The organism is Embleya australiensis, assembly GCF_051903075.1.
In the GTDB taxonomy this organism is placed as follows: Bacteria; Actinomycetota; Actinomycetes; order Streptomycetales; family Streptomycetaceae; genus Embleya.
The window spans coordinates 2,412,241-2,436,993 of record NZ_CP182422.1 but is presented as its reverse complement, the minus strand read 5'-3'; the positions used below and the strand labels follow the sequence as shown (position 1 = coordinate 2,436,993).

At 71.9% G+C, this 24,753-nt stretch carries 13 protein-coding genes; 8 read left to right on the top strand and 5 right to left on the bottom strand.

Annotated features, from left to right (window positions below):
• Positions 1–275: 275 nt before the first annotated feature.
• The 5 genes from ACMXN5_RS10105 (at position 276) to holA (ending at position 9,363) form a co-directional block, all read left to right on the top strand.
• A complete protein-coding gene (locus ACMXN5_RS10105; RefSeq protein ID WP_439674946.1) occupies positions 276–1,025 on the top strand; it encodes a hypothetical protein in 750 nt (249 codons plus the stop codon).
• 198 nt (positions 1,026–1,223) lie between these two features.
• Positions 1,224–2,069: a DegV family protein gene (locus ACMXN5_RS10100; protein WP_395789421.1), complete on the top strand. Its 846-nt coding sequence runs from the start codon at positions 1,224–1,226 to the stop codon at positions 2,067–2,069.
• 2,128 nt (positions 2,070–4,197) lie between these two features.
• Positions 4,198–4,839, top strand: a complete 642-nt coding sequence (locus ACMXN5_RS10095; RefSeq protein ID WP_439674945.1) for a helix-hairpin-helix domain-containing protein — start codon at positions 4,198–4,200, stop codon at positions 4,837–4,839.
• Positions 4,840–4,907: 68 nt separating this feature from the next.
• A complete protein-coding gene (locus tag ACMXN5_RS10090; protein WP_439674944.1) occupies positions 4,908–7,964 on the top strand; it encodes a ComEC/Rec2 family competence protein in 3,057 nt (1,018 codons plus the stop codon).
• 409 nt (positions 7,965–8,373) lie between these two features.
• Positions 8,374–9,363 carry a DNA polymerase III subunit delta gene (gene holA, locus ACMXN5_RS10085; RefSeq protein ID WP_395789990.1) on the top strand — a complete coding sequence of 330 codons (990 nt, stop codon included), beginning with the start codon at positions 8,374–8,376 and terminating at the stop codon, positions 9,361–9,363.
• A gap of 1,008 nt (positions 9,364–10,371) precedes the next feature.
• Here the strand turns inward: holA and rpsT are convergent.
• The gene (gene rpsT, locus ACMXN5_RS10080; protein WP_078977364.1) at positions 10,372–10,638 is read right to left on the bottom strand and encodes a 30S ribosomal protein S20; all 267 of its coding nucleotides are present in this window, start codon (positions 10,636–10,638) and stop codon (positions 10,372–10,374) included.
• Between the two features lie 386 nt (positions 10,639–11,024).
• On the opposite strand from rpsT, the gene lepA reads away from it, so the two are divergent.
• The 3 genes from lepA (at position 11,025) to hemW (ending at position 16,475) form a co-directional block, all read left to right on the top strand.
• A complete protein-coding gene (lepA, locus tag ACMXN5_RS10075; RefSeq protein ID WP_439674943.1) occupies positions 11,025–12,878 on the top strand; it encodes a translation elongation factor 4 in 1,854 nt (617 codons plus the stop codon).
• A 458-nt stretch (positions 12,879–13,336) separates the two neighbouring features.
• On the top strand, positions 13,337–15,205 hold the full coding sequence (locus ACMXN5_RS10070; protein ID WP_439674942.1) for an AMP-dependent synthetase/ligase: 1,869 nt from the start codon (positions 13,337–13,339) through the stop codon (positions 15,203–15,205).
• A gap of 49 nt (positions 15,206–15,254) precedes the next feature.
• Positions 15,255–16,475, top strand: coding sequence for a radical SAM family heme chaperone HemW (gene hemW, locus ACMXN5_RS10065; RefSeq protein WP_439674941.1), 1,221 nt, complete (start codon positions 15,255–15,257; stop codon positions 16,473–16,475).
• A 316-nt stretch (positions 16,476–16,791) separates the two neighbouring features.
• On the opposite strand, the gene ACMXN5_RS10060 is transcribed toward hemW, so the two are convergent.
• The 4 genes from ACMXN5_RS10060 to ACMXN5_RS10045 all read right to left on the bottom strand — a co-directional run bounded on the left by ACMXN5_RS10060 (position 16,792) and on the right by ACMXN5_RS10045 (position 24,718).
• Positions 16,792–18,765 (bottom strand): dynamin family protein, encoded by a 1,974-nt coding sequence (locus ACMXN5_RS10060; protein WP_439674940.1) that lies wholly within the window; start codon positions 18,763–18,765, stop codon positions 16,792–16,794.
• A 70-nt stretch (positions 18,766–18,835) separates the two neighbouring features.
• Positions 18,836–21,520, bottom strand: a complete 2,685-nt coding sequence (locus ACMXN5_RS10055; protein WP_439674939.1) for a dynamin family protein — start codon at positions 21,518–21,520, stop codon at positions 18,836–18,838.
• Between the two features lie 43 nt (positions 21,521–21,563).
• Positions 21,564–22,676, bottom strand: a complete 1,113-nt coding sequence (locus ACMXN5_RS10050; protein ID WP_439674938.1) for a hypothetical protein — start codon at positions 22,674–22,676, stop codon at positions 21,564–21,566.
• Entirely contained in the window at positions 22,673–24,718 is a 2,046-nt protein-coding gene (locus ACMXN5_RS10045) for a dynamin family protein (RefSeq protein WP_439674937.1), read from the bottom strand. The genes ACMXN5_RS10050 and ACMXN5_RS10045 overlap by 4 nt, the downstream gene beginning before the upstream one ends.
• Positions 24,719–24,753 lie beyond the last annotated feature (35 nt).

Below are 24,753 nucleotides of genomic sequence, written 5' to 3'. Positions count from 1 at the left end.
GGTGGGTGGGTCGGTCGCTCGTTGGGGGCGGCCGGCCCGGCTGCTCGGCACGCGGGCGTCGCTCGTCGCGGGGCGGCGGCCCGGCTCGCGGGTCGGGTGAGCGGCGCCGGCGAGTGGCGCTTCGGTGTGGCGATTTCCGGTCGGTGGCGGGGGTGTTTCCGGTCGGTGACGATCGCCCGGAACGCGGGGTTTTCCCGGCGCGTGCGTGGCGGAGCCTCGCGGCGGGGTTAGTGTGAGGGAGTACCTTCCGGCCCCGACCAGGCAGGAGACGCCTCGTGGCCCTCGCCGACGTTCCCGCGCCCACCCACTCCTTGGCGGGCGGTGCCGAGACCCTGGGCGTGGTGCTGGGCGCCGGCGTGCTCGCGTGTCTCGTCCTCGTGGGCGTCGTGGTGGGCCTGATCACCATGATGCGCCGCGCGGTGCGGCGCCGGATCGAGCGGCACGCCCCGCGCGTGCGCGGCATGGTCGAGGACGCCGCGTCGAAGGCCCGTTCGTACACGCTCACCGGCGGCGCCGGCGAGGCGGCTCGGATGCGCGGTTCGGTGCGCCGTTCGCTCGACCAGACCCGGAGGGTGCTGGAGGCGGGCTACGCGCACGACGCCCAGCTGTCCGACGCGGTCGCGCTGCTGCGCCGGTTGGACGAATTCGCCAAGGCGCTGGACACCGACCTGAAGCTGCTCGAACGCGAGCCGGACCGCACCAGGGTCGACCGCGAACTGCCCGGCCTCAAGGACCGCGCGGACCGCATCGAGCACGCCGCGGCGTCCCTGCGGTGGGCCGTCCAGGACCGCGAACGCCATTTGGGCGAGGACGAGTTGGACCGACTCGGCACCGACGTCGAGCGCGAGGCGGCGGCCTTGCGGGCGTATGCGGAGGAGCGCGGGGCGGGTGGAGCGGGTGGGCTGGGTCCGGCGGGGTTGCGGGGTCCGTCGGGGGGCTCCGGTGCGTCCGACCCGTCGCCTCGTCCGGATCGCTCCGGTCGGCTCGGTCGCTCCGATCGATCCGAAAGCAAGCGCCTGACCTGAACACGTGCCGACGGCGAGCCCCCACGACGGGACGCGTCGGCCGCACCGTGGCGCGCGCCACCCGCGTGCCGGGGCGTGGCATGGTGACCGAAAATTGATTGTGGTGTCCCGAATCGGCGACCCGACCCCGGGTAGCCGGGACACCGACCCCGCCCCCCTGTCGTCTCACATCCGGGTGGTTGCCCGCTCATGCCGACGATGCCGACCGATCTCGCCGTGGTCACGGACTCCACGGCCTACCTGCCCGAGGAGCTCGTGGAGCGGCACCGCCTCGTGGTGGTCCCGCTCAAGGTCGTCCTGCGCGGGCGGCCACTGGACGACGGCATCGAGGCCACCCCGGCCCAGCTCACCGACGCCCTGCGCCAGCGCCGGATCGTGACCACCTCGCGGCCGGCGCCCGAGACGTTCGCGGAGACCTACCGCGAACTCGCCGAGAAGGGCGCGACGGGCATCGTCTCGATCCACCTTTCCAGCGAACTCTCCGGCACGTACGAGGCGGCGCTGTTGGCCGCCCGGGACGCCGAGGTGCCGGTGCGGGTGGTGGACTCGCGCACGCTCGGGATGGGGATGGGCTTCGCCGTACTGGCGGCGGCCGAGGCGGCCCGGGACGGCGCCACCCTGGAGGAGGCGGCGATCGCGGCGGAAAAGCGGGCCCAGGCCGCCTCGGCCCTCTTCTACGTCGACACCCTCGAATACCTGCGCCGAGGCGGCCGGATCGGCGCGGCGGCGGCCTTCATGGGCACGGCGTTGGCGGTGAAGCCGCTGCTGCACGTGAGCGACGGCCTGGTCGGCCCACTGGAAAAGGTCCGCACGTCGGCGCGCGCGATCAGCCGCTTGGAGGAGTTGGCGGTGGAACACGCGGGCGCGGGCCCGGTAGACGTGGCGGTACACCACCTGGCCAGCCCGGACCGAGCAGAGGCACTGGCCTCACGCCTCCAGGAGCGCCTACCGAACCTGCACGAACTTTTCGTAACGGAGGTGGGCGCGGTAATCGGCGCCCACGCGGGCCCGGGGCTGCTGGCGGTGGTGGTGTCGCCGCGCTGAGGCGGGTGGGTGGGCGGGCGGGCGGGCTGGGGTGTCGGGTGCCGGCCGCTCGTGGTTGGGGTGCGGTGCGGTGCGTGGTGTGGCACGGCGGGAAGACGGCCTGGGGCGGGGGGTGAGAGGGCGCTCGGCTTGAGCCCGCCGGTCAGCCCTTCCGGGCGGGTTGAGGTGTGTCCGGCGTGCGGTGCGCTTGTGGCTGCGGGTGGCTGGTGCGGGGTTGGTCCGAGTCGGTGATGGGCCGCCGCCGGCGTGCGGGGCTCCAAGACCCGGGGCGCCCGGCGAGACGGGCGCGTTGGTCGCCGAAAACCGGCCGGCAGCGGGGAGCAGGGAGGGCGCTCGGGTCGAGTCCTTCGAAGGGCCTTCCCGAGTGGTCCGAGTGTTCTCGGCGGGCGTTGCGCTTTGACGGCGTGGGCCGGGGGCCGGTCAGAGTCGATGATGGGCCGCCGCCGGCGTGCGGGGCTCCAAGACCCGGGGCGCCGACGAGACGGGCGCGTTGGTCGGCGAAAACCGGCCGGCAGCGGGAAGCAGGGAGGGTGGTCGAGTCGGGTCCTCCGGGTGGCGTTTCCGAGTGGGTCGAGCGTTCTCGGCGGGCGTTGCGCTTTTGGTGGCGTGGCTTGGTCCGCGGCTGGTCCGAGTCGGTGGTGGGCCGCCGCCGCCGGCGTGCGGGGCTCCAAGACTCCGGCCCCCGACGAGATGGGCGCCTTGCTCGGCGAAAACCGGCCGGCAGCGGCGGGGAGGTAGGGCGGTCGGGTCGAGGCTGCCGGGGGCCTTCCCGAGTGGGTTGGGCAGGGTATTTCAAGTTGTGGGGGCGGGAGTTCACGAAACCGGACGGCGTGAGGTGCCGTGGACTCGGCGCGAGAGAAAACCGCAGGTCAGCGAGAAGGGAAGCCGTTTCGAGCGCCTCCGGATCCGGTTTCGACCCCACTGGGCACTTTCGGTCACCTCAACGGCCTCTGCAAGGTCGCAGCGCCCGAAGCCGACCCCCGCCGGCCAGTTTCGGTCTCCACAGCGGCATTGCAGGCGCCTGGAGCACACGAAACCGGCACTCGACGCCCGACTTTCCACCCCAACCCCACAAAACCGCAGGTCACCGAAGCCCGAAGCCCACAACCACCCACCGCGATCCGGTTTCCAACCCTAACTCCCTTCCAAATGCCCCGAAACGTCCCAACCCACCCGGGAGGGCTCCTCGGAGGACTCGACTCGCATGCCCTCCCTGCCCGCCGCTGCCGGCCGGTTTTCGGTGAGCAACACACCCGTCTCGTCGGGAGCTTCGGCTCTTGGAGCCCCGTACGCCGGCGGCGGCTCATCATCGACTCTGACCGGCCCCGCACCGGCGCCCGCAGCCGAAGGCGCAACGCGTGCCGGGAACGCCTGACCTACCCGGGAGGCTCCTCGACGGACTTGACCCGAGCGCCCTCCTGCTCCCCGCTGCCGGCCGGTTTTCGCCGAGCAACACACACGGCTCGTCGGGAGCTTCGGGTCTTGGAGCCCCGTACGCCGGCGGCGGCCCATCACCGACTCTGACCGGCCCCGCACCGGCCGCCCGCGGCCAAAGGCGCAACGCGTGCCGGGAACGCTCGACCCGCCCGGAAAAGTCACCCGGAGAACCCGACCCAACCGCCCTCCTGCTCCCCGCTGCCGGCCGGTTTTCGCCGAGCAACACACCCGGCTCGTCGGGAGCTTCGGGTCTTGGAGCCCCGTACGCCGGCGGCGGCCCATCACCGACTCTGACCGGCCCCGCACCAGCCACCCGCAACCACAAGCGCAACGCACGCCGGAAACGCCCAACCCACCCGGAAGACCCCCAGCCCCCGTCGAACACCAGAACCCCCGCCCGGTACCCAAGTGGGGGGATCCGGTTTCCACAGGTGGGCTGTTGTGCACAGGTGCAGGGCGACGGCCCGGTCGGGGGATGGGGGCGGCCTAGTTTCGGGGCATGTCCGGGAATTCGGCTGGTTCTTCTGCATCTGCTCCCTCGGGGTTGCCGAGGTCGGGGGCGGAGCGGGTTGCGGCGTTGCTGGGGGCGCCGGAGGTGCTTTCGGTGCGGGGGGCGGATTCGGGGCGGCGGTTGGTCGAGGCGGTTGCGGATCGGGTGCCGCCTCGGCTTCGGGTGGGTGTGGATCGGCGGGTGGTGGTTGCCGTCGCGGTGCTGGCGTTGGTGGCGGTTGCGCTGGCCGTGGGCGGGTGGTGGCGGGCGCGTCCGCAGAGTGTGGCCGCGCCGGTTGCGGTGGGGCAGGCGACGGGTGGGGTCGGGGTGGGGGCTCCGGTGCAGGCCGGGCCCGCGTCGGGGGTTGCCGGCGGTGCGCCGAGTTCCGCGGGTGGGCCGCTTACCGTGCACGTGGCGGGGAAGGTGGCCCGGCCCGGGGTGGTCGTCCTGCCGCCCGGGTCGAGGGTGGCGGACGCGGTGCAGGCCGCCGGGGGTGCGCTGCCGGCGGCGGATCTGGCCACGTTGAACCTGGCCCGCCCCCTGGCCGACGGCGAGCAGATCCCGGTGGGTGTCCCCGGTGCCACGCCGCCGCCCGCTGCCGCCGATCCGTCCGGAGCCGGCTCCACCTCCTCGGCGGGCGGCGCCCCGGCAGCCGTTCTCGATCTCAACACGGCGACCGCCGCACAACTAGAGCAACTGCCCGGCGTGGGCCCGGTCCTGGCTCGCCAGATCATCGAAAAGCGCACCCAGTTGGGCCGCTTCGCCACCGTCGATCAACTGCGTCAGGTCCGGGGCATCGGTGATCGCAAGTACAGCGATCTGAAGCCGAGGGTTCGGGTATGACCGCGCCCGACGCCCTCGGCCGCCAGGGCCCGGGAGCTCAGCCCCCGGCGGCCCCTCGTCCGGCACCCATGCGCCGGAGAAGCCGTGTCCGGACCGACGCCCGCCTCGTCCCCGGCGCGGCCGCCGTCTGGGCCGCCGCGTGGGGAGCGCCGCTGATCCCGCTCCGGGCCACCGTCGTGGTGAGCGTCTGCGCCGCCGTGTGTGCCGCCGTACTCGCGTGTCGGCCCACGGTTCGGCGCCGGGCGACGCTCGCCGTGGTGCTCGTGTGCGTCGCGGCCGGCGGACTGGTCGCCGGCCTCCGCACCGCCGCCGACCACGACGGCCCGGTGGCGGTCGCGGCTCGGCAGCGCGCCGAGGCCACCGTCGAGCTGACGGTACGCACCGACCCGGAGCGCCGCGTCACCCGCGTCCGAGGCAGCGAACTCGGCCCGCCGCCCACGATGTTCGAAGCCCGGATCGACCGCATCGATCCACCCGGCGGCCCACTCGGCGCGCCCGGCGGCTCCGGCGCACCGGGGATCCCGCGGATGGCCGGGGTGCGGGTGCGGACGCCGGTCACGGTGCTTGCGACCAGGCCCGATGCGGACGCCTGGCTCGGGCTGTTGCCGAGTACCCCGATTCGGGTCCACGGCCGCCTGGTTCCGGGGCGGAGCGGCCAGGCCCTGCTGCTGATTCGGGCCGCTCCGGACCGGATCGGCGCCCCCGCCGCCCACCAGCGTTTCGCGGGCATGCTCCGGGCGCGGCTGCGCGCCGCCTGCGCGGAACTGCCGCCCGCTGCCCGGGGATTGCTTCCGGGCCTGGTCGTCGGCGATACGAGCCGGCTTCCGGCCGACCTCGAAGCCGACTTCCGTACCACCGAACTCACCCATTTGACGGCGGTCAGCGGAACCAACATCACGATTTTGTTGGGCTTTGTGCTGTTCGTGCTCCGCCGTGTGGGCGTCCATGGACGTACGCTGCCGATCGCGGGCGCCGCCGCCGTCGCGTGCTTCGTGGTCGTCGCCCGTCCCGAGCCCAGTGTGCTGCGGGCCGCCGCGATGGGCCTGGTCACCGTGGTCGCGCTGTACACCGGTCGGCCCCGGCGAGGACTCCCGGCGCTCGCGATCGCCGTGCTCGGCTTGATCCTGCTCGATCCGACCCTGGCCCGCTCCTACGGGTTCGCGCTGTCCGCGCTGGCCACCGGCGCGCTGCTCCTGCTCGCCCCGCACTGGACGAACCGGCTCCGGGCCCGGGGCTGGCCGACGTGGGCCGCGGTCCTGGTCGCCGTGCCGCTCGCCGCGCAGGCCGTATGCGGGCCGCTCGTGGTCACTTTCGCCGGCCGGGTCAGCTTGATGGCCGTCCCGTGCAACCTGCTCGCCGAGTTCGCGGTCGCACCGGCCACGATCCTCGGCTTCGTCACCCTGCTCCTCGCCCCGATCTGCCTTCCGCTCGCCCACCTCACCGCCTGGCTCGGCTCGTGGCCGATCGCCTGGATCGCGGCCGTGGCCCGCACCGGCGCCGACCTGCCCGGCGCCGCCGTCACCTGGCCGACCGGCCTCTTCGGCGGCGCGGCGCTGGCGGCGATCACGGTTGCGGCCGTCCCGACTCTGCGGTTGCTTCGCCGGCCGCCGCGACCCGGGCGGGCCGAGCGGTCCGGGCGGTCCGGGCGGTCCGGGCCGTCGGGGTGGGGGCGGGCGATGACGACGGCGCTGCTCGCGACCCTTGCGGTGGTTCTGCTGTTGCGTCCGCCGATGCTGGTGCGCCCATTGACCGGCTGGCCGCCTCCGGGCTGGCATTTGGTGATGTGTGACGTCGGTCAAGGCGATGCCATCGTGCTGAACGCGGGTGCCGGCGCGGGCGTTCTGATCGACGCCGGCCCCGATCCGGATGCGGTGGACGGGTGTCTACGCGACCTTGGCATTCGCTGGCTGCCGCTGATTTTGCTGAGCCATTTCCATGCGGATCACGTGGAGGGCCTTCCTGGTGCCTTGCGCGGTCGAGGGGTGGGGCTTATCCAGGGGACTCCGATTCTTGATCCTTCGGGTGAAGTAACGCGAGTCCGGCGTTGGGCTGCCAGAGCCGGGGTCTCGTTGAGTGCCCCTGCCGGCGCCATTGAGCGGCGCACATTGGGCTCGCTGGCGTGGCAAACGCTTACTCCGTCGAACCCGGAAGCGCTCTCCGTTGCTTCCGGCCCGATTGTGTCGGGAGGGGACGGGGGCGGGGGCGGGACCGAGGTGAGGAGGACGAGCGGCCGTTCGTCGGGCCACCTGCCGGATCGGCAGGCGCTGTCGCACGCCGCGTCAACCGTCGTGGCTGCGGATCCATTCTTGGGGGAGGTGGTGGCGGGCGGTGCGAGGTCGGGGCGGGCTGTGGGTGGGTCGGTGGCCAACAACGCGAGCCTGGTGGTGCTTGCGGAACGGCACGGGGTTCGGATGTTGCTCACCGGTGATGCCGAAGTCGAGGCGCAGGAGGCCCTGCGGGGGCGGCTGGCCGGTGTTCGGGTGGACGTCCTGAAGGTTGCGCATCACGGCTCGGCTCGACAGGACCCCGCCTTCGTTCTTGGGCTGCACCCCAGGCTGGCTCTGGTTTCGGTGGGGAAGGACAACCCCTACGGCCACCCGTCGCCGTCCGCCCGGGCGTTGGTCGCCGCATCCGGCGCCCGTCTTCTGCGCACCGACACCGATGGGCCCATTGCGGTATCCGGCTCCTCGGCCCACCTCAGGGCGGTGGCCCGAGGACCGGCCACCACGCATGCCCACCGGCCTTCGGTGGATGGCGGTCGGCCCGCCGGTGTGGCCGCAGGCAGCGGGCGGCGGCGCCGTGGATCCTGCGGCGGGGTGGGGGACGGAGTTCCCTGGCGGGGGGTGGGGTGTGGCCGGCCCAGGGAGCGTGGCCAGGGGCGGCGTGGGCGCCGCCTGGGTCGGGGTGGTGGCGGAGTGGTTTCTCCTCCGCTTCGCTCCGTCGGGGGGCGGAAGGGGGGGTTGCCGCTGCGCGGCGCCTGGTGGTTCCGGCTCCGCTGCGCTCCGCCGGTGGCGGAGAGAGTCCGGCTCCGCTGCGCTCCGCCGCTGCCTGGATCGGGCCCGGGCCGGGTCGTGGCGGGGCGGGGTGGGGCGTCGCGGGGCGGGGTCGGTGGAGGCGGTTTTTGAGGTTGGAGCCGGATGCCTGTGGGCGGTGTGGCGAGAAGCAGGTGCCGAGGGCTGATTTCCGGCATTTCGTACCTGGAGAGCGCGTGTTGAGCCCCCGACAGTGCCCAGTGGGGCGGAACCGGATTCCAGAACGGCGCTCAGGCTCCTCGTCCATGCCGACCTGCGGTTTTACCTGCCGGTCACGCCGCAGGCCCCCGTGCCATCCGGTTTCGTGAATGCCGCCGGCCGGTCGATGCCAACTTCTGGCCTCGGCGCGCCCGTTGGTGCTCCGTTGCTTGGGGGCGGTCCGAGGTGTTGCGTGTGAGGCAGGCAGGCAGGGGCGGGGTGCGTTGCGGGTTGCGGGGACGCTGGGGCGGCCCGGCCCGGCCCGGCCTGGTGTGGGTGGGGTGGGGTGTCTGTTGGGCGTGGGATGCTTGGTCGGGTGGCCAGACGAATGCAGGATGATCCGCTCGCGCCGGTGACGCTTGTCGTCGGGGCCGAGGAGTTGCTCGTGGATCGGGCGATCGGGGATGTGGTGCGCGCCGTGCGGGCGCAGGATCCCGAGGCGGATGTTCGGGACTTGGCGCCGGGGGCGTTGCAGGCCGGGATGTTGTCCGAGTTGGCCAGTCCCTCGTTGTTCGGTGAGCGCAAGGTCATCGTGATCCGGTCCGCGCAGGACCTTGGGACGGATCTGGTCGGCGAGGTCACGCGGTTGATTGCCGATCCGGCCGACGAGATCGTGCTGGTGCTCGCGCATCTGGGCGGGCCCAAGGGCAAGAAGCTGTTGGACGCGGTGCGCAAGGTGGGTGTGCGCGAGGTCGCGTGTCCCAAGGTGACCAAGGTCGGGGATCGCATCGCGTTCGCGCGGGCGGAGTTTCGGGTTGCCGGGCGCTCGCTCACCGAGGACGCCTGTCGCACGTTGGTCGAGGCGATCGGCAACGATCTGCGGGAGTTGGCCTCCGCGTGCAGCCAGTTGATGGCGGACGTCGACGGTGTGGTCGACGAGGAAGTGGTCTCGCGCTACTACAGCGGCGTTGCCGAGGCGTCCAGCTTCACCGTCGCCGACAAGGCCGTCGAGGGGCGTACCGCCGAGGCGCTGGAGCAGTTGCGCTGGGCGTTGTCCGTGGGTGTCGCGCCCGTCATGGTCACGAGCGCGCTCGCGCAGAGCGTGCGGCAGATCGCCCGGGTCGGCGCCGCCCCCCGGAACGCCCGACCGAACGATCTGGCGCGCGATCTCGGCATGCCGCCGTGGAAGGTCGATCGGGTTCGGCAGCAACTGCGCGGCTGGACTCCGGACGGCATCGTCCGAGCCCTCACCGCCGTCGCCGACGCCGACGCGGCGGTCAAGGGCGGCGGTATGGATCCCGCGTATGCATTGGAAAAGGCCGTGGTGACGATCTCCACCGCCCGCAACGCCTGACCACCGCGATCACCACCATCCCAGTGGCGGCCCGAAGCGCTCGTCGCTTCGCATCCGGACGACACGATCGTCCTGCTCCGATGCCCCATCTCGGGGGCTGACCCGGCCTAGCGGCAGGCGCCAGGAACCGCTCCGCGCCATCCCACCCCGCCACGACCCGGCCCCGGTCCGATTCCAGGCAGCGGTGGAGCGAAGCGGAGCCGGACTCTCTCCACCACCGGCGGAGCGCAGCGGAGCCGGAACCACCAGGCGCCGCGCAGCGGCAACGCCCCCCGCGCCCCCCCGACGGAGCGAAGCGGAGGAGAAACCACTCCGCCGCCGCCTCGGCCCGCCGTCGCGTGCGCCGCCGCCTCGGCCCGCCGTCGCGTGCGCCGCCGCCTCGGCCCGCCGTCGCGTGCGCCGCCGCCTCGGCCCGCCGTCGCGTGCGCCGCCGCCTCGGCCCGCCGTCGCGTGCGCCGCCGCCTCGGCCCGCCGTCGCGTGCGCCGCCGCCTCGGCCCGCCGTCGCGTGCGCCGCCGCCTCGGCCCGCCGTCGCGTGCGCCGCCGCCTCGGCCCGCCGTCGCGTGCGCCGCCGCCTCGGCCCGCCGTCGCGTGCGCCGCCGCCTCGGCCCGCCGTCGCGTGCGCCGCCGCCTCGGCCCGCCGTCGCGTGCGCCGCCGCCTCGGCCCGCCGTCGCGTGCGCCGCCGCCTCGGCCCGCCGTCGCGTGCGCCGCCGCCTCGGCCCGCCGTCGCGTGCGCTACCGCCTCGGCCCGCCGTCGCGTGCGCTACCGCCTCGGCCCGCCGTCGCGTGCGCTACCGCCTCGGCCCGCCGTCGCGTGCGCCACCGCCCCGGCCCGCCGCCGCGTGCGCCGCCGCCCATGGTCCATGCCCCCGGCGGCCAACACCCCATCGCCGCCTCCCCCCCCCGCGCACCACAAAAGCGCCGCCCCCCAGGTGGGGAGCGGCGCTCTTGTAGGTGTGCTGAGCGCGGTGCGCTCGGGGGTCACGCCACGGTGACCGGTGTTGCGAGTCAGGCCTTGGCCGTCGCGACACGCTTCGCCAGGGCCGACTTCTTGTTGGCGGCCTGGTTCTTGTGGATGACACCCTTGCTGACGGCCTTGTCGAGCTTGCGGGCCGCGAGGCGGGTCAGCGCCTCGGCCTGCTCGACGTTGCCGGCCTCGGCGGCCTCGCGCGCCTTGCGCACGAAGGTCTTCAGCTCCGACTTGACGGCCTTGTTGCGCTGGCGCGCAATCTCGTTCGTCTTGTTGCGCTTGATCTGGGACTTGATGTTCGCCACGAAAGAGCCTTCTGAGTACTAGGTCGGGATCCGATCCAGGGAGAGGGCCCGTCCGGACGTTGACTTGCGTGGCAGAGACACGTACGCCACACGCGATCCATCAGATTACCAGCAGCCGGCGGTCGGCACGGACACAGCCCACATTCCGACCCCGCCCGGACCCCACTCCGACCCCACCCCGACCCGCCGAACACCCCGGACCCCCGCCGCCAACGCAGCGTACCCATGCCGCATGGGACGATATGGAGGACACCTGTGCTCCGGCGCGTGATCCGACCACGATCACCCGCGGCCCGCACAGGGCACTCGTGACATCCGAGCTTGACCCTTGCTTGACCTTCGCCCGACCCTCGCCAGTCCACCCGATCGAGAATCTGGAAGCCCGCGTGCCCGCGACCCCGCCAGTGAACGTGCCGGAGCCCAGCCGTACCGACCCGGCGCTGATCCGGAACTTCTGCATCATCGCCCACATCGACCACGGCAAGTCGACGCTTGCCGACCGGATGCTTCAGATCACCGGCGTGGTCGATGCGCGGCAGATGCGCGCGCAATACCTCGACCGCATGGACATCGAGCGTGAGCGCGGCATCACCATCAAGTCGCAGGCGGTGCGGCTGCCGTGGACGGCCCCCGACGGGCAGATCCACATCCTCAACATGATCGACACCCCCGGCCACGTGGACTTCACGTACGAGGTGTCCCGCTCGCTCGCGGCCTGTGAGGGCGCGATCCTGCTGGTCGACGCGGCCCAGGGGATCGAGGCGCAGACGCTCGCCAACCTCTACCTGGCCCTGGAGAACGACCTCCAGATCATCCCGGTGCTGAACAAGATCGACCTCCCGGCCGCCCAGCCCGAGAAGTACGCGGCGGAGCTCGCGCACATCATCGGCTGCGACCCGGAGGACGTGCTCAAGGTCTCCGGCAAGACCGGCGTGGGTGTGCCCGAGCTGCTGGACGAGTGCGTACGCCTGGTGCCGCCGCCGATCGGGGTCAAGGACGCGCCCGCCCGCGCGATGATCTTCGACTCGGTCTACGACTCGTACCGCGGCGTGGTCACCTACGTCCGCGTGATCGACGGCGACCTGAAGAAGCGCGAGCGCATCCAGATGATGTCGACCGGGGTGACTCACGAGCTCCTGGAGATCGGCGTCATCTCGCCCGAGCCCAAGCCGTCCGACGGCCTGAGCGTCGGCGAGGTCGGCTACATCATCACCGGCGTGAAGGACGTCAGGCAGTCCCGCGTCGGTGACACCATCACCTCCCTGCACCACGGCGCCACCGAGGCCCTCGGCGGGTACAAGGACCCGAAGCCGATGGTGTTCTCCGGCCTGTATCCGCTGGACGGCTCCGACTACCCCGAGCTGCGCGACGCGCTGGACAAGCTCCAGCTCAACGACGCCGCGCTGGTGTACGAGCCGGAGACCTCGGTCGCGCTCGGCTTCGGCTTCCGCTGCGGCTTCCTGGGGCTGCTGCACCTGGAGATCGTCCGGGAGCGGCTGGAGCGCGAGTTCAACCTGGAACTCATCTCGACCGCGCCGAGCGTGGTGTACCGGGTCGTCATGGAGGACGGCACCGAGCACACCGTGACCAACCCGAGCGAGTTCCCCGGTGGCAAGGTCGCCGAGGTGCACGAGCCGGTGGTGCGGGCCACCATCCTGGCCCCGAGCGAGTACATCGGCACGATCATGGAGCTGTGCCAGACCCGGCGCGGCGTCCAGATCGGGATGGACTACCTCTCCGAGGACCGGGTCGAGCTGCGCTACACGCTGCCGCTCGCGGAGATCGTGTTCGACTTCTTCGACGCGCTCAAGTCCAAGACGCGCGGTTACGCGTCGCTCGACTACGAGACCACGGGCGAGCAGCAGTCCGCGCTGGTCAAGGTCGACATCCTGCTCCAGGGCGAGGCCGTCGACGCGTTCAGCGCGATCGTGCACAAGGACAAGGCGTACAACTACGGCGTCGAGATGACCAAGAAGCTGCGCGAGTTGATTCCGCGTCAGCAGTTCGAGGTGCCGATCCAGGCCGCCGTCGGGGCGCGGGTGATCGCCCGCGAGAACATCCGCGCGATCCGCAAGGACGTGCTCGCCAAGTGCTACGGCGGTGACATCAGTCGTAAGCGCAAGCTGCTCGAGAAGCAGAAGGAAGGCAAGAAGCGGATGAAGATGGTCGGCCGTGTGGAGGTGCCGCAGGAGGCCTTCATCGCGGCGCTGTCCACCGACGACAGCGGCGGGCGGAAGTAGGGCCGAGGCAGCGCTGCGGGCTGGGGTGTGGTCAGGGCCGCGGTTGTGGCTGCGGTCTGGACCGAGACAGGGCTGAAATAGGACATCCGGGCGACGCCGGTCGCCCGGGAGGAGAATCGATTACTCGATTCAGCAACTGATCCGAAAAAGCTACTACCGCGTAGCCCTCGAGCAGCGTACGTTGCGGGTGCATCGGGCAGAATCGATGCACCCGCTTCGTGTTTTGCCCGCGCTGTACCGAACCTGTCGGCCGAGCCGCGCACCGAACCGAACGCACCGAACCAAACCGACCATGCTTCATCGTCTGATTTCTTCATCGGCATCTTCCGCAGACCGGTTGGTCGGTTTCGATGCTCACCCCGGGCACGCGCATACCGGTACCGATACGGGTATGCGATCGCGACACCGCTCGGCACCACCACCACACCCCGGAAACCGCCCTGGACACGGAGGCCGAAGTGAGTTCAGAGTCCGCCGCCATCGAGAACCGTTCGCCGTCCATCGCGGTGGACTTCCTGGAACGGATTCGGGCCACGCCCGACAACGAGGCGTACCGCCACCCGGTCGCGGTGGGCGACGGTGATCGCGAGGAGTGGCGTTCGGTCACCTGGGGGCAGGCGGGCGAGCGGGCCAAGGCGATCGCCGCCGGGCTGGTGGCGCTCGGGGTCGAGGCCGAGGACCGGGTCGCGATCGTGGCCGAGACCCGGCTGGAATGGGTGCTGGCCGACTTCGGGGTGATCTGCGCCGGCGCGGCCACCACCACCGTGTACCCGACCACCAACGCCGACGAGGCCGCCTTCATCCTGACCGACTCCGGCAGTGTGATGGCGTTCGTGTCCGACGACGCCCAACTCGCCAAGCTGCGCGGCGTGCGGGCCGACCTCGCCGCGATACGCAAGGTGATCGTCTTCGACCCGCCGAAGCCCGGGCCCGAGGGCGAGCCCGCCGACGACTGGGTGATCACCCTCGCCGAACTGGAGGACCTCGGCCGCGCCCGGCTGGCCGAGGAGCCCGACCTGGTGGAGACCCGGGTCGCCGCGATCACCCGGGACCGGCTCGCGACCCTCATCTACACCTCCGGCACCACCGGTCGGCCCAAGGGCGTCCGGCTCTCGCACGACACCTGGGCGTATCAGGCCGCCGCGCAGGCCGCGATCGGGGACAACGACGCCGACGAACTCCAGTACCTGTGGCTGCCGCTCGCGCACTGCTACGGCAAGGTGATGGTCTGCGGACAGATCCGGATCGGCTATCCGACCGCCATCGACGGCCGGATCCCCAAGCTGATCACCAACCTCCCGATCGTGCGGCCGACATTCATGGCCGCCGCGCCGCGCGTGTTCGAGAAGGTGTACAACTCCGTACACATGACGGTGCGCGCCGAGGGCGGCCTCAAGTACCGCGTCTTCCGCTGGGCGATCGGCGTCGGCCGGGAGATGTCGCAGGTCAGGCAGGCCGGCCGGACCCCGTCCGCGGTGCTCGACGCGAAGTATCGGGTGGCCGACCGGCTCGTCTTCGACAAGCTGCGCGCGTTGTTCGGCGGTCGGCTCAAGGGCTGTATCTCCGGCAGCGCGGCGCTCTCGCCCGACGTCGCCGAGTTCTTCGACGCGATCGGCATACCGATCCTGGAGGGCTACGGCCTCACCGAGGCCAGCGCGGGCAGTTCGGTCAACCGCTTCGACCGGCACCGGATCGGCACCGTCGGCCCGGCGCTGCCGGGCTCGGAGATGCGCATCGCCGAGGACGGTGAACTGCTGGTGCGCAGCCCGGCGGTGATGCAGGGCTATCACAACAACCCCGAGGCGACCGCCGACGTGCTCACCGAGGACGGCTGGCTGCGCACCGGCGACATCGCCGTCATCGAGGACGGCTATCTGCGGATCACCGACCGCAAGAAGGACCTGATCAAGACCTCGGGCGGCAAGTACGTCGCGCCCAGCGAGATCGAGGGCCGGTTCAAGGGCCTGTGCCCGTTCGTGAGCAACATCCTCGTGCACGGGGAGGGCCGCAACTTCTGCTCCGCGCTGATCACGTTGGACCCGGACGCGCTCCTGGGCTGGGCCGCGGGACAGCCGGCGCTGCGGGGCAGGTCGTACGAGGAACTGGTCGGTGCGGAGGAGGTCCGGGCGCTCGTCGCGGACTACCTCGACCGGCTCAACGCCGACCTGCAGCGGTGGCAGACGGTGAAGAAGTTCGCCATCCTGCCGCGCGACCTGAGCGTCGAACGCGGTGAGCTGACGCCGAGCCTGAAGGTGAAGCGGCGGGTGGTGGAGAAGGAGTACGCGGCGGTCCTGGACGACATGTACAAGGGCACGCTGGTCACCTGAGGGCGGTTGCCGTCGGCGGGTCGGTCGGGTGCTCGTGGACAATGGGGAGATGCCCTCCGCACCCCCCGACGGTCTGCCCGTGCCCGAAGACGGCTCGCTGCCCGCGTCCGCGCTCGCCGAGTTCGCCGGCGCGAGCCGTCCGTTCGGCTTCTATGTGCACGTGCCCTACTGCGCGTCGCGCTGCGGCTACTGCGACTTCAACACCTACACCGCGACCGAACTGGGCGGATCGGCCTCGCAGGGGTCGTACGCGGACGACGCGATCGCCGAGATCCGGCTGGCCCGGCGATCGCTGGGGGACGTGGACCGGCCGGTGGAGACGGTGTTCTTCGGCGGCGGTACGCCCACGCTGCTGCCGGCCGCCGACCTGGCCCGGATCCTGGGGGCGATCCGGGACGAGTTCGGGCTCGCGCCGGGGGCGGAGGTGACCACCGAGGCCAATCCCGAGTCGGTGGATCCGGCCTACCTGGACACGCTGCTCGCGGGCGGGTTCAACCGGCTGTCGTTCGGCATGCAGAGTGCGCGCGAGCACGTGTTGCGGGTCCTGGACCGGCGGCACACTCCGGGGCGGCCCGAGCGGTGTGTGGCCGAGGCGCGCGCGGCCGGGTTCGAGCACGTCAACCTGGACCTGATCTACGGCACGCCGGGGGAGTCGGACGACGACTGGCGGGCCTCGCTGGACGCGGTGCTCGGTGCGGGGCCGGACCACGTCTCGGCGTACGCGCTGATCGTCGAGGACGGTACGCGCCTGGCCGGGCGGGTGCGGCGGGGCGAACTGCCGATGCCGGACGACGACGTGCTCGCCGACCGCTACCTGATGGCGGACGAGGCGTTCGAGGCGGCGGGGCTCGGGTGGTACGAGGTGTCCAACTGGGCGACCGACGCGGCGGCGCGGTGCCGGCACAACGAGCTGTACTGGACCGGGGCCGACTGGTGGGGGGCCGGGCCGGGGGCGCACAGCCACGTGGGGGGTGTGCGGTGGTGGAACGTGCGGCATCCCGCCGCATACGCGAAGCGTTTGGCGGCGGGTTCGTCTCCCGGGCAGGGGCGTGAGTTGCTCGGCGCGGAGGATCGGCGGGTCGAGCGGATCCTGCTGGAGCTGCGGTTGGTGGAGGGGGTTCCGCGCTCGCTCCTCACGGAGGTGGGGAGAAAGGCGGCGGATCGAGCGGTGGCGGATGGCCTGCTTGTCCGCGACGCGGGGGATCGGGTCGTGTTGACCTTGCGGGGGCGGCTGTTGGCCGACGCGGTCGTGCGGGATCTGGTCGACTAGCCGGCCGTACTCGGGCTGTTGGCCGGCCGGGCTGTTTCGCCTCAAACGCCGGCGGGGCTGGGTGGCCTCAAGCGCCGGCCGGGCTACTTCGCCTCAAACGCCGGCGAGGCTGTTTCGCCTCAAGCGCCGGCGGGGCTGGGTGGCCTCAAGCGCCGGCCCGGCTGGGTGGCCTCGAGCGCCGGCCGGGCTGCTTCGCCTCAAGCGCCGGCCGGGCTGCTTGGTCGGTCCGGCTGCTTGGTCTTGAGCGTTTGTGTGGCTGCTTGGGCTCGGGCGCGGGCCCAGCCGGCGTTTGTTTGGGCGGGGTTGTGGGGTGGGTTTACATGGCTACGTCCATGATCAAGTCGGCCAAGGATTCGTCGACTCGGTTTAGTTCCTGGGCGTAGCGGCGCATTTCGTTGCTTTCGCGCTTTGCGTCTGATTCGCCCTGTTCCTTTGTGCGCAAAGCTGCGCCGACCTCGTCGCGGATGGACTTGATTTCCGCGTCCAGGCCCTGGGCGATCGCGTCGCGCATCTTGCGGAGTTGTTTGACGACCTCTTCGCCCAGGTTGGTGACGTCGGTGTCGGCCTGCTTGCGCAGTTCCAGCTGGACCTGTTCGGCCACCTGCTCCTTGAGCCGGCGGTTGGCCTTGTTCAGTTGCAGCGCGCCCTTGAACACGGTCGAGCCGAGGACCGCGCCCAGGATCACGAACGGTCCGAGGCCGACCAGGAACGCCGCCGTGCCGACCGCGATCTGCGGGAGCAGCGCGGTGAGCATCGAGCGCAGGTTGAACTTGCCGCCGGAGACCGCCGTCGCCGGGTCGAGCACGAAGCTGACCGCGTCGGCGAGCAGTCGCTCGATCGGCGTCGAGGGTTTGCCGTCCTCCTCCGTGCCGACCGGCCCGGCGGTGAGCGAGGCCCGGATCTCGTCGATGCGCGTGACGAACTGCTTCACGTCGTCGTCGATCATCCGCTCCATGTCCTCGACACGGCGCGCGACGAGCGGCTTGAGCTCGTTCTCCTGCCACTGCGCGAACTCGACCTGGACCCGCCCGGAGAGGTGGTCGGTGATCTCCTTGACCGCCGCCTCCATCTTCTCCCGCGCGTTGAACGGGTTGGCGCCGATGGTGTTGCTCGGGTCGTATTCCTGCGCCCAGGTCGGGATGTTCGCGGCGACCCGGTCCATGAACCGCCGGGTCGCGCCCTCGACCTCGCCGCGGGTCTCGCGCAGGTGTTCCTCCATCTGCGCGACGATCACCCGCCGGTTCTGCTCCAGGCGGGTCAGCGGACCCTGGACCCGCTCGTAGGTGGCGCGCAGCTCCTCCACGTCCTGGGTGAGCAGCGCCTCCTTGCGGTCGATCTGCTCGCGCGCCTCGATCAGCAGGTACTTGAGCTCCCGGGCGGGGGAAAGGATCTTGGCCCGGCCGCGCTCGCGGGTCAGGAACTCCTCCAGGCCGCGTTCGAGTTCGGGCATCCCGGATCCGGCCAGCAGGTCCGGGTCGCCCTTTTGCCGACCGGTCAGCGCGGCCCGGGCGTTGACGAAGAAGACCCGGTCCGGGCGGGAGAGGTAGGGCGAGAGGCGCTTGCGGATCTCCCGCTGTACGTCCTCGCGTTCCTCTTCCTCGACCAGGTTGATCTTGTTGCCGACGTAGAAGACGTCTTCGTGGCCGCGTGCCTTGACGTGCACGTCGAGGAACAGCTGCTCGCTGCGCGACATCGCGGCCTGACAGTCCACCACGAACACCAGTACGTCGGCCTGTTCGAGGTAGTTCAGGGTGACCTTCTCCCGCTCCGGCGCCTCGTTCAGGCCGGGGGAGTCGACCACCACCACGCCGTTGCGGCACAGTTCGAGCGGCCAGCGCACCACCGCCCGCTCGTACGGGTTCGGGGTGTTGTCGTCGTCCGCACCGATGGTGACGTAGTCGGCGATCTCGTCCACGCCGACGGTCAGCGGCTCACCGGCGCTGCCGTCCGCCTCCAGCGGGTAGATCAGCGCCGAGCGGGTGTCGCCCCACGTCACCTCGTTGATGATCGCGGTGCACGGTCGGGCGAAGGAGGGCAGCACCTTCTCGCCGAGCATCGAGTTGATCACGGTGCTCTTGCCGCGCTTGAACTCGCCGACGATCATCACCTTGAACGCCTCGGACGCGGCCCGCTGCTTCAGCGAGTCCAGCTTCTTGACGCCCGCGCCGATGCGCAGTCCGGCCACGATCGGCGTGAGCCGATCGATCAGGCCGACCAGGGTCTCCTGCCGTGCCCGCCACGCGCCGTACCCCGCGTAGGCCCCATCGGCCGCCCCGTGACCCGTGTCCACCTGACCGCTCCCCTCCTCGACGGCTGCCCGATGCCGGGACCTGTTCCGGTCCCGGCATCGGCGTCCGGCACTAGCCTCTGGCGCCCAGCATGGTGTTGAGCTGAACCCCGAGCTGCTCGCTGCGCGAGACCAGATCCTGCCATGCGGGTCCATCGGCGCCGACCTTGGCCAGCGCGGTCTGCCGATCGGTGCGCCAGGCCCGCTGGCCGCGCACCGCCTCGTCCATCACTCCGGCGTACAGCGTGTGCAGCCGCTTGGAGACCTCCTCGGAGAAGCCGCCGAGGACCTCCTCGACCATCGGCTCCAGGGCCTTCATCGCCTGCGCGCGCTGTGCCTCGGTCAGCGAGGTCGACTTGACCTCGCCGAGCACCATGCCGCCGGCCGACGCCGCCATGCTCGCGCCCATCGGCAGCGCGGCGACGCCGCCGGTGAGCGGGATCAGCAGCGCGCCGAGCACGGCGAGACCGGTCGGGCCGATCCGCCAGGCCAGCTTGCGGCTCTTGAGGTCCTTCAGGCCCAGCGACTCCGCCTCGCCGAGTTCGAACTCGGTGGACAACTGCTCGACCTTCTCCAGGCGGTAGCCGCTGCCGCGTCCGAAGTGCAACTTCATCTTCGCGTCCAGCCACTGCACGTCGGCCTGCACGCTGGAGTGCAGCTGGGCCTCGAACTTCTTGGCCAGCGCCGTCAGTTCGCGGCGCAGTCGGAACGGCAGATCGCGCTCCCACCAGGTCCGGGAGTCGGGCGCGCGCTCGAGTTCGTAGCGCAGCGTGTCCAACAGGTCCCCGCGCGAGAGTTGCAGGTGCTCGCGGAACTTCTCCGACGTCTGCGTGCGGCGCTGCTGGAGCTCGACCCGGACCCGGCCCCATTCGCCGGCCATGCGGTCGATCTCCACCTCGGACTCCTCGACGGCGCGCCGCCGTTCCGCCTCGCCGAGCGCCGCGGTGGCCAGTCCGTCCCGACCCAGGCCCGCCATCTCGTCGAGCAGCGCGAGCAGTTGGCCCGCCGTCTGGCGCGAGCGCATGCTGCGCCGGCCGCCGGAGGTGGTGTATTCGGTGATCCGCGCGTATACGCCGGCCGCGGGCGAGGCATCCTCGCGATGCGGGCCGGCCAGTACCTGCAGGGTCGGCGAGATTCGGCGCACCCGGCCGCCGAGGTAGTCGACGATGTCCTCGCGCTCGTCCTCGTCGACGGTGTCCAGCTTGGACACCACCACGGTGATCCGCGGCACGTGCCGGGCGATCACCTCCTCCTCCAGGAACGCGGTCTCGGACAGGCCGAGCGGCGCGCTCGCGGAGACCACCATCAGCACCGCGTCGCTGGCCGCGACCGTACGCCGGACCAGGTCCTCGGTCCGGCGGTCCAGGTCCTCCGCGTCCTCGCCCTTGCCCCGGCCCGCGTTGACGCCGGGGGTGTCCACCAACTCGACGTCCAGGCGGGCCAGTTCGGGTTCGGCTACGAGGACCCGCACGCCGACCAGGCGGGGTGCGTCGGAGTCGTGGTCCTCGCTCAGCCGATACACCTCGTCCCAGGCCGCGGCCACCGCCGGACGCGGCTCGGCGCGCCCGTCGGCGAACTGCAGCTCCAGGCGCGGCTCGGGGCCGGCCACGACCACCAGGGGCACCGGGGTGTGCCGGCCCTCGGGCAGCACGGGGGCGCCGAGCAGCCGGTTGATCAGCGACGTCTTGCCGCGGCCGAACTCGCCGACCACCGCGATCCGCAACCCCGGTCGGCGCATCCGCGCCCGCAACCGGTCCAGCTCGGCGGCGATCGCGTCCAGGCCGAAGTCGGTGGCGATCGTGTGTGCGTCGTTGATCCGCCGGCCGAGCGTGGTCGCCGAGGGTGCCTGCCGGACCAGGCTCGTCACCGAGCCGGGAGGCGCGGCGGCGGGAGCGGGGGCGGGCGGCGGAGCCGACACCGGCGCGGCGGGGGCTTCGGCGGCCGGCCGCGGCGCCGGCGGCTGAGGCGCGACCGGCGCACCCGCGCCGCCCGCACCACCCGCGCCGCCCGCGCCGGGCCCACCCCCGAGGCGCCCCGCCCACCCCTGGTTCGGCCCCGGTGTACCGGAAGAGTCGTCGCCCGCCGGGCGCGGACCCGGAGCCGGGGCCTGCCTCCGGTCCGCCGTCTGCCCCGACGGGCCGGGTCGGCCGGTGGGCGAGTCGCCCGGGTCGCGCCGCGCGCCCGCCTCACGGGGTGCGCCCGCGCGCAGCCACGAGGCGGTCGACGGCACCAGCCGGTGATACGCGGCCACCGCCCCCACGGGCATCACCCGTGCGTAGAGCCCGGCGAGGATCTTCGGTCCGCCGCGCGCGTCCGCCTCCGGGTCGGCCAGGAATCGGCCCAGCGACTGGAAGAAGCGGGCCCGCTCCGCCAGCGCGTCCGGCTGCATCGACAACGTCCAGGCGGACACGTCCGAGATGGTGCCCGCCACCGATGCGGCGACCTCGGGCAGCTCGCTCAGCTTGACGTGCCGCAGCACGTTCTCGCTCGGCCAGGCCCACTGGACCGCGCCCCAGACCGGGTGGATCGGCAACTCCCGCCGTCCCGGGGTGGCCTTGCCGACCCCGATCAGGCTCCACAACGTCCAGCCGTCGGCGGTCCGCTCCGGCACCGGCGGCAGTGCCACCGACTCCATGGTGATCCAGCCGCGCAGCTCGTCGCTGCGGTGGATCCCGCTCAGCAGACCCGCGACGCCCGGACGGCGGCGTGGTTGTACCTGCGCGGCCTGGCGCAGCACGTGTTCACGATCGAACGACATGTGTGGTCCCTACTCCCGTCGAATGTGTGGTGGTGTCGAACGATCAGGCGTGCGTGGGGTGGGCCACGATCATCGTGGTGTCCCGGTCCTGCCACGCGTTGACGAAGTCGGCGAGCGGAATCGGCTCGACCTTGCCGAACGGCGCGCCCGGGTCGTTGAGCAGCACGTACGTCGACCCGTCGGGCCGGGTGTCGACGCCGGTCACCCACACCGCGTGCCCCATCGTGGGGTCCTGCTCCAGCGGCGCGCCGGTGGTCGCGTCGTGCAGCGGCGACCAGATCTCCTGCGCGTCGAGGGCGACGATCACCTGGTCGCCCTTCTGCAGGGCGTCGAGCATCTGGCGCATGTCGGCGCCCGGGACCATGTCCGTGTCCACGCCGTGCATTTCGAGCAGCTTGCCGATGTCGCCGGTCATGGTGCCGTTGGCGGGGTCGTAGATGCCCGCCTGCTGGGCCTCGGTCACCAGCGCGTTCTCGTCCATCGGCATGCCGGTGAGCTTCTCCAGGATCATGCCCTGGGAGACCACCGCGCAGCTGGTGTCGCCCGCCTGCTGGTGCCAGTACTTGGCGTCGCCGACCGGGTCGCCGGTGCCGTGGAACTGGTCCGGAGACCAGTCCGGCGCGTGGTAGGTCCAGTTGCCCTGGTCGTCGTAGACCGCGCCCCACGACGCGGGCGTCGCCTCGGTGTAGGTGCTCGGGTCGTACGAGGCCGGGTCGGCGTACGGGTCGGAGCCGTAGGGGTCGCCGTACGGATCGCCGTACGGGTCGCTGCCGTACGGGTCGCCGTAGGGATCCGTCAACGGGTCGCCGTACGGGTCCAGGTACGGGTTGTTGACCTGGTCGTCGTGCCACTGCTGACTGGGCGTGGGCTGGTTGCCGTCGGTCGGGTCGAACGCCTTCGGGTCCCACGCGTCGACCTTGCCGTCGCCGTCGCTGTCCGCCTGGAACGGGTCGTAGTTGGGGTCGTGCAGCGGGTCGAAGTTGGGATCCGTGTACGGAAGGGTGGAGTTCGGGTAGGTGCCGATGGATCCGCCGGTCGCGTCGGTCTCCCACAGCGGCGCCGCCCCGACGCTTCCCCCGTCGGCGGTGTCCACTGTGTCGATGGTGTCGTCGGAGACCACCGCGAACAGGTCGTCGTCGTGCGTGTAGTCGCTCATCTGCCGAAATCCCCCCGGTGCGTGAGGCGTTCGCGTTGGCCGTTCACCGTGGCGCGACGCCGTTCCGTCTGCCTGTCCGCGTCCTGCAACAGGTTTCTGCGAGCCGCGAGAATATCCTCACGGCGTTGGTGTTCGGCCACCAGTTCGGCGACCGTCGCCTCGTAGGTGGCCCGGTAGCGGTCCACGTGTCGCGAGACGTCCTGCGAGTAGTGCGTGGTGGCCGTGCGCACGGCCTCGTCGATCTGTCCGGACAAACCGTCCGCGACGGTTCGCAGTGTCTGATGCATTTCGGTGCGCGCGTGGTTCCGCAGGGCCGTCATATCGGTGGATGACAACGAATCGGCCACTTTGGCGATGAATCCGCCGAATCCGATCCGTCCGGGAGGGGCGCCCTGGGAGCCGTTGCGGGGGCCGCCGAACCACTGGTCCAGGGCGCCGCCGATCCGCGCGCCCGGGGTTTTGGGCGCGGTCGGGTCGAGTCGGACGGCCCGGATCTGCTGGGTCACCCCCGTGACGGAGTTCTCGTACGCCCGCATCGCCGCGTCCGCGAGTTGATGCCCGGTCAGCACGGTGACCGCCTCCGATCCGGCCGGTCGAGCCACCGCGCCGAGGCGGGCGTAGGCGGCGGCGAACGCGGTGTCCGCGGCGGCGCGCGCGGTCTCCGCCGCGGTCGACAGCGCGCCGGTGACCGCCTGTTGCACGATGTCGCCGATCCGGGGCAGGCCACGCCGGATCAGTTCGGGGGCCTGTTCGGCGAGCACTGCGCGCAGTTCGTCGGGGGTGTTCGCGCGTTCCAGGGCCCGATCGATCTCGTCCCGGGTGTAGCCCCACCACTGCGGGGCCATGCCGCCGACCGCCTGCTGGGCGCGCTGGGCGCCGGCGCCCAGCAGGCGCGCGGTCTCGCCGTGTTGGGCCCGGACGAAGGCGGCCATGTCGGCGATCCGCGCCTCGGCCAGCTCCGCCTCTTCGGCGTCGAGCCGCTGTTCGGCCAGCGTCACCTCGCGGCGCAACTCGTCGAGCAGGTCCTCGAGGAGTCGCAGCAGGTGGTCGGAGACCGCGACGATGCGCTGGCGCTGCATCAGGTCGCGCAGCCGGGCCACGGTGCGCGGAAACTCCTCCGCCCAGTGCTCCTGTTCGGGGCCGCGCAGCGGCCGTCCGGTGGCCAGTCGCACCACCGGTTCGGCGGCGACCGGTTCCAGGACCGGGTCGGGCACACCGAGCATCCGGGCGAACCGCTGTCGGACGTGGGCGAGCAGATCGTCCCGTTCGTCCTCGTCGATGTGGTCCATCTTGGTGACGAGGATGATGCAGCGGCGCAATTGTCCCGGATCGAGCGCATCGGTGAGGAATTCGGTCAGCGACACCGGCGACGGCGAGGTGGACGCGGTCAGTACGGCCGCCACGTCGGCGACGTCGCGCATCACCGCGCGCGTGATCTCCGTGTGACCTGCCCGGGCGTTGGTTCCGGGCGTGTCGATGATCACCAGGCCGTCGCGCAGCGCCGGTGCGGGGTGGCGGACTTCCAGGCTCTGCACCCGTGGGGCGATCGCCTCGTCGGCGGTGAGCAGGCGCAGGATGCCGGCGGTGTCCTCGGGGATCGGGGTGTCCGGCGCGAGGTGCGCGAGCATCCGGCCGAGCGGGCTGTCCGCCCCGGTGTAGCGCCCGGAGGGGTACACGTAGCGGATCCCGTGGCCGGTGAAGCGCACCTCGACGGAGAACTCCTCCCCGTGGGTGATCCTGGTCGCGGCGCCGGTGGTCGGCAGCGCCGACGTGGGCAGCAGGTCGTCGGCCAGCAGCGCGTTGACGAAGGTGCTCTTGCCGGCCGAGAACTCGCCGATCACCGCGAGGTAGTAGCGGTCGTCCCGGAGCCGGGTCTCGATCTCGCGGATGCGGGCGGTCAGTTCCCCGAGCCGTTCCTGGTCGCCGACGATGCGGCGGACCATCGCCAGTGCGAAGTCGAGATGGTCGGAGGTCTCGGTGAGTGCCTCGACCACCTCGCGTCGCCTCGCCCGATCCCCGGCGATGCCGTGTGAATCCACCACCGCGCGCCCCCTCTCGACGGTGCCCTCCCCGATGT

Coding starts and splice junctions, on each gene's coding strand:
- holA (WP_395789990.1), top strand. CDS start 8,374: ATGCTTGGTCGGGTGGCCAGACGAATGCAGGATGATCCGCTCGCGCCG.
- ACMXN5_RS10055 (WP_439674939.1), bottom strand. CDS start 21,520: ATGTCGTTCGATCGTGAACACGTGCTGCGCCAGGCCGCGCAGGTACAA.
- ACMXN5_RS10090 (WP_439674944.1), top strand. CDS start 4,908: ATGCGCCGGAGAAGCCGTGTCCGGACCGACGCCCGCCTCGTCCCCGGC.
- ACMXN5_RS10100 (WP_395789421.1), top strand. CDS start 1,224: ATGCCGACCGATCTCGCCGTGGTCACGGACTCCACGGCCTACCTGCCC.
- ACMXN5_RS10050 (WP_439674938.1), bottom strand. CDS start 22,676: ATGAGCGACTACACGCACGACGACGACCTGTTCGCGGTGGTCTCCGAC.
- hemW (WP_439674941.1), top strand. CDS start 15,255: ATGCCCTCCGCACCCCCCGACGGTCTGCCCGTGCCCGAAGACGGCTCG.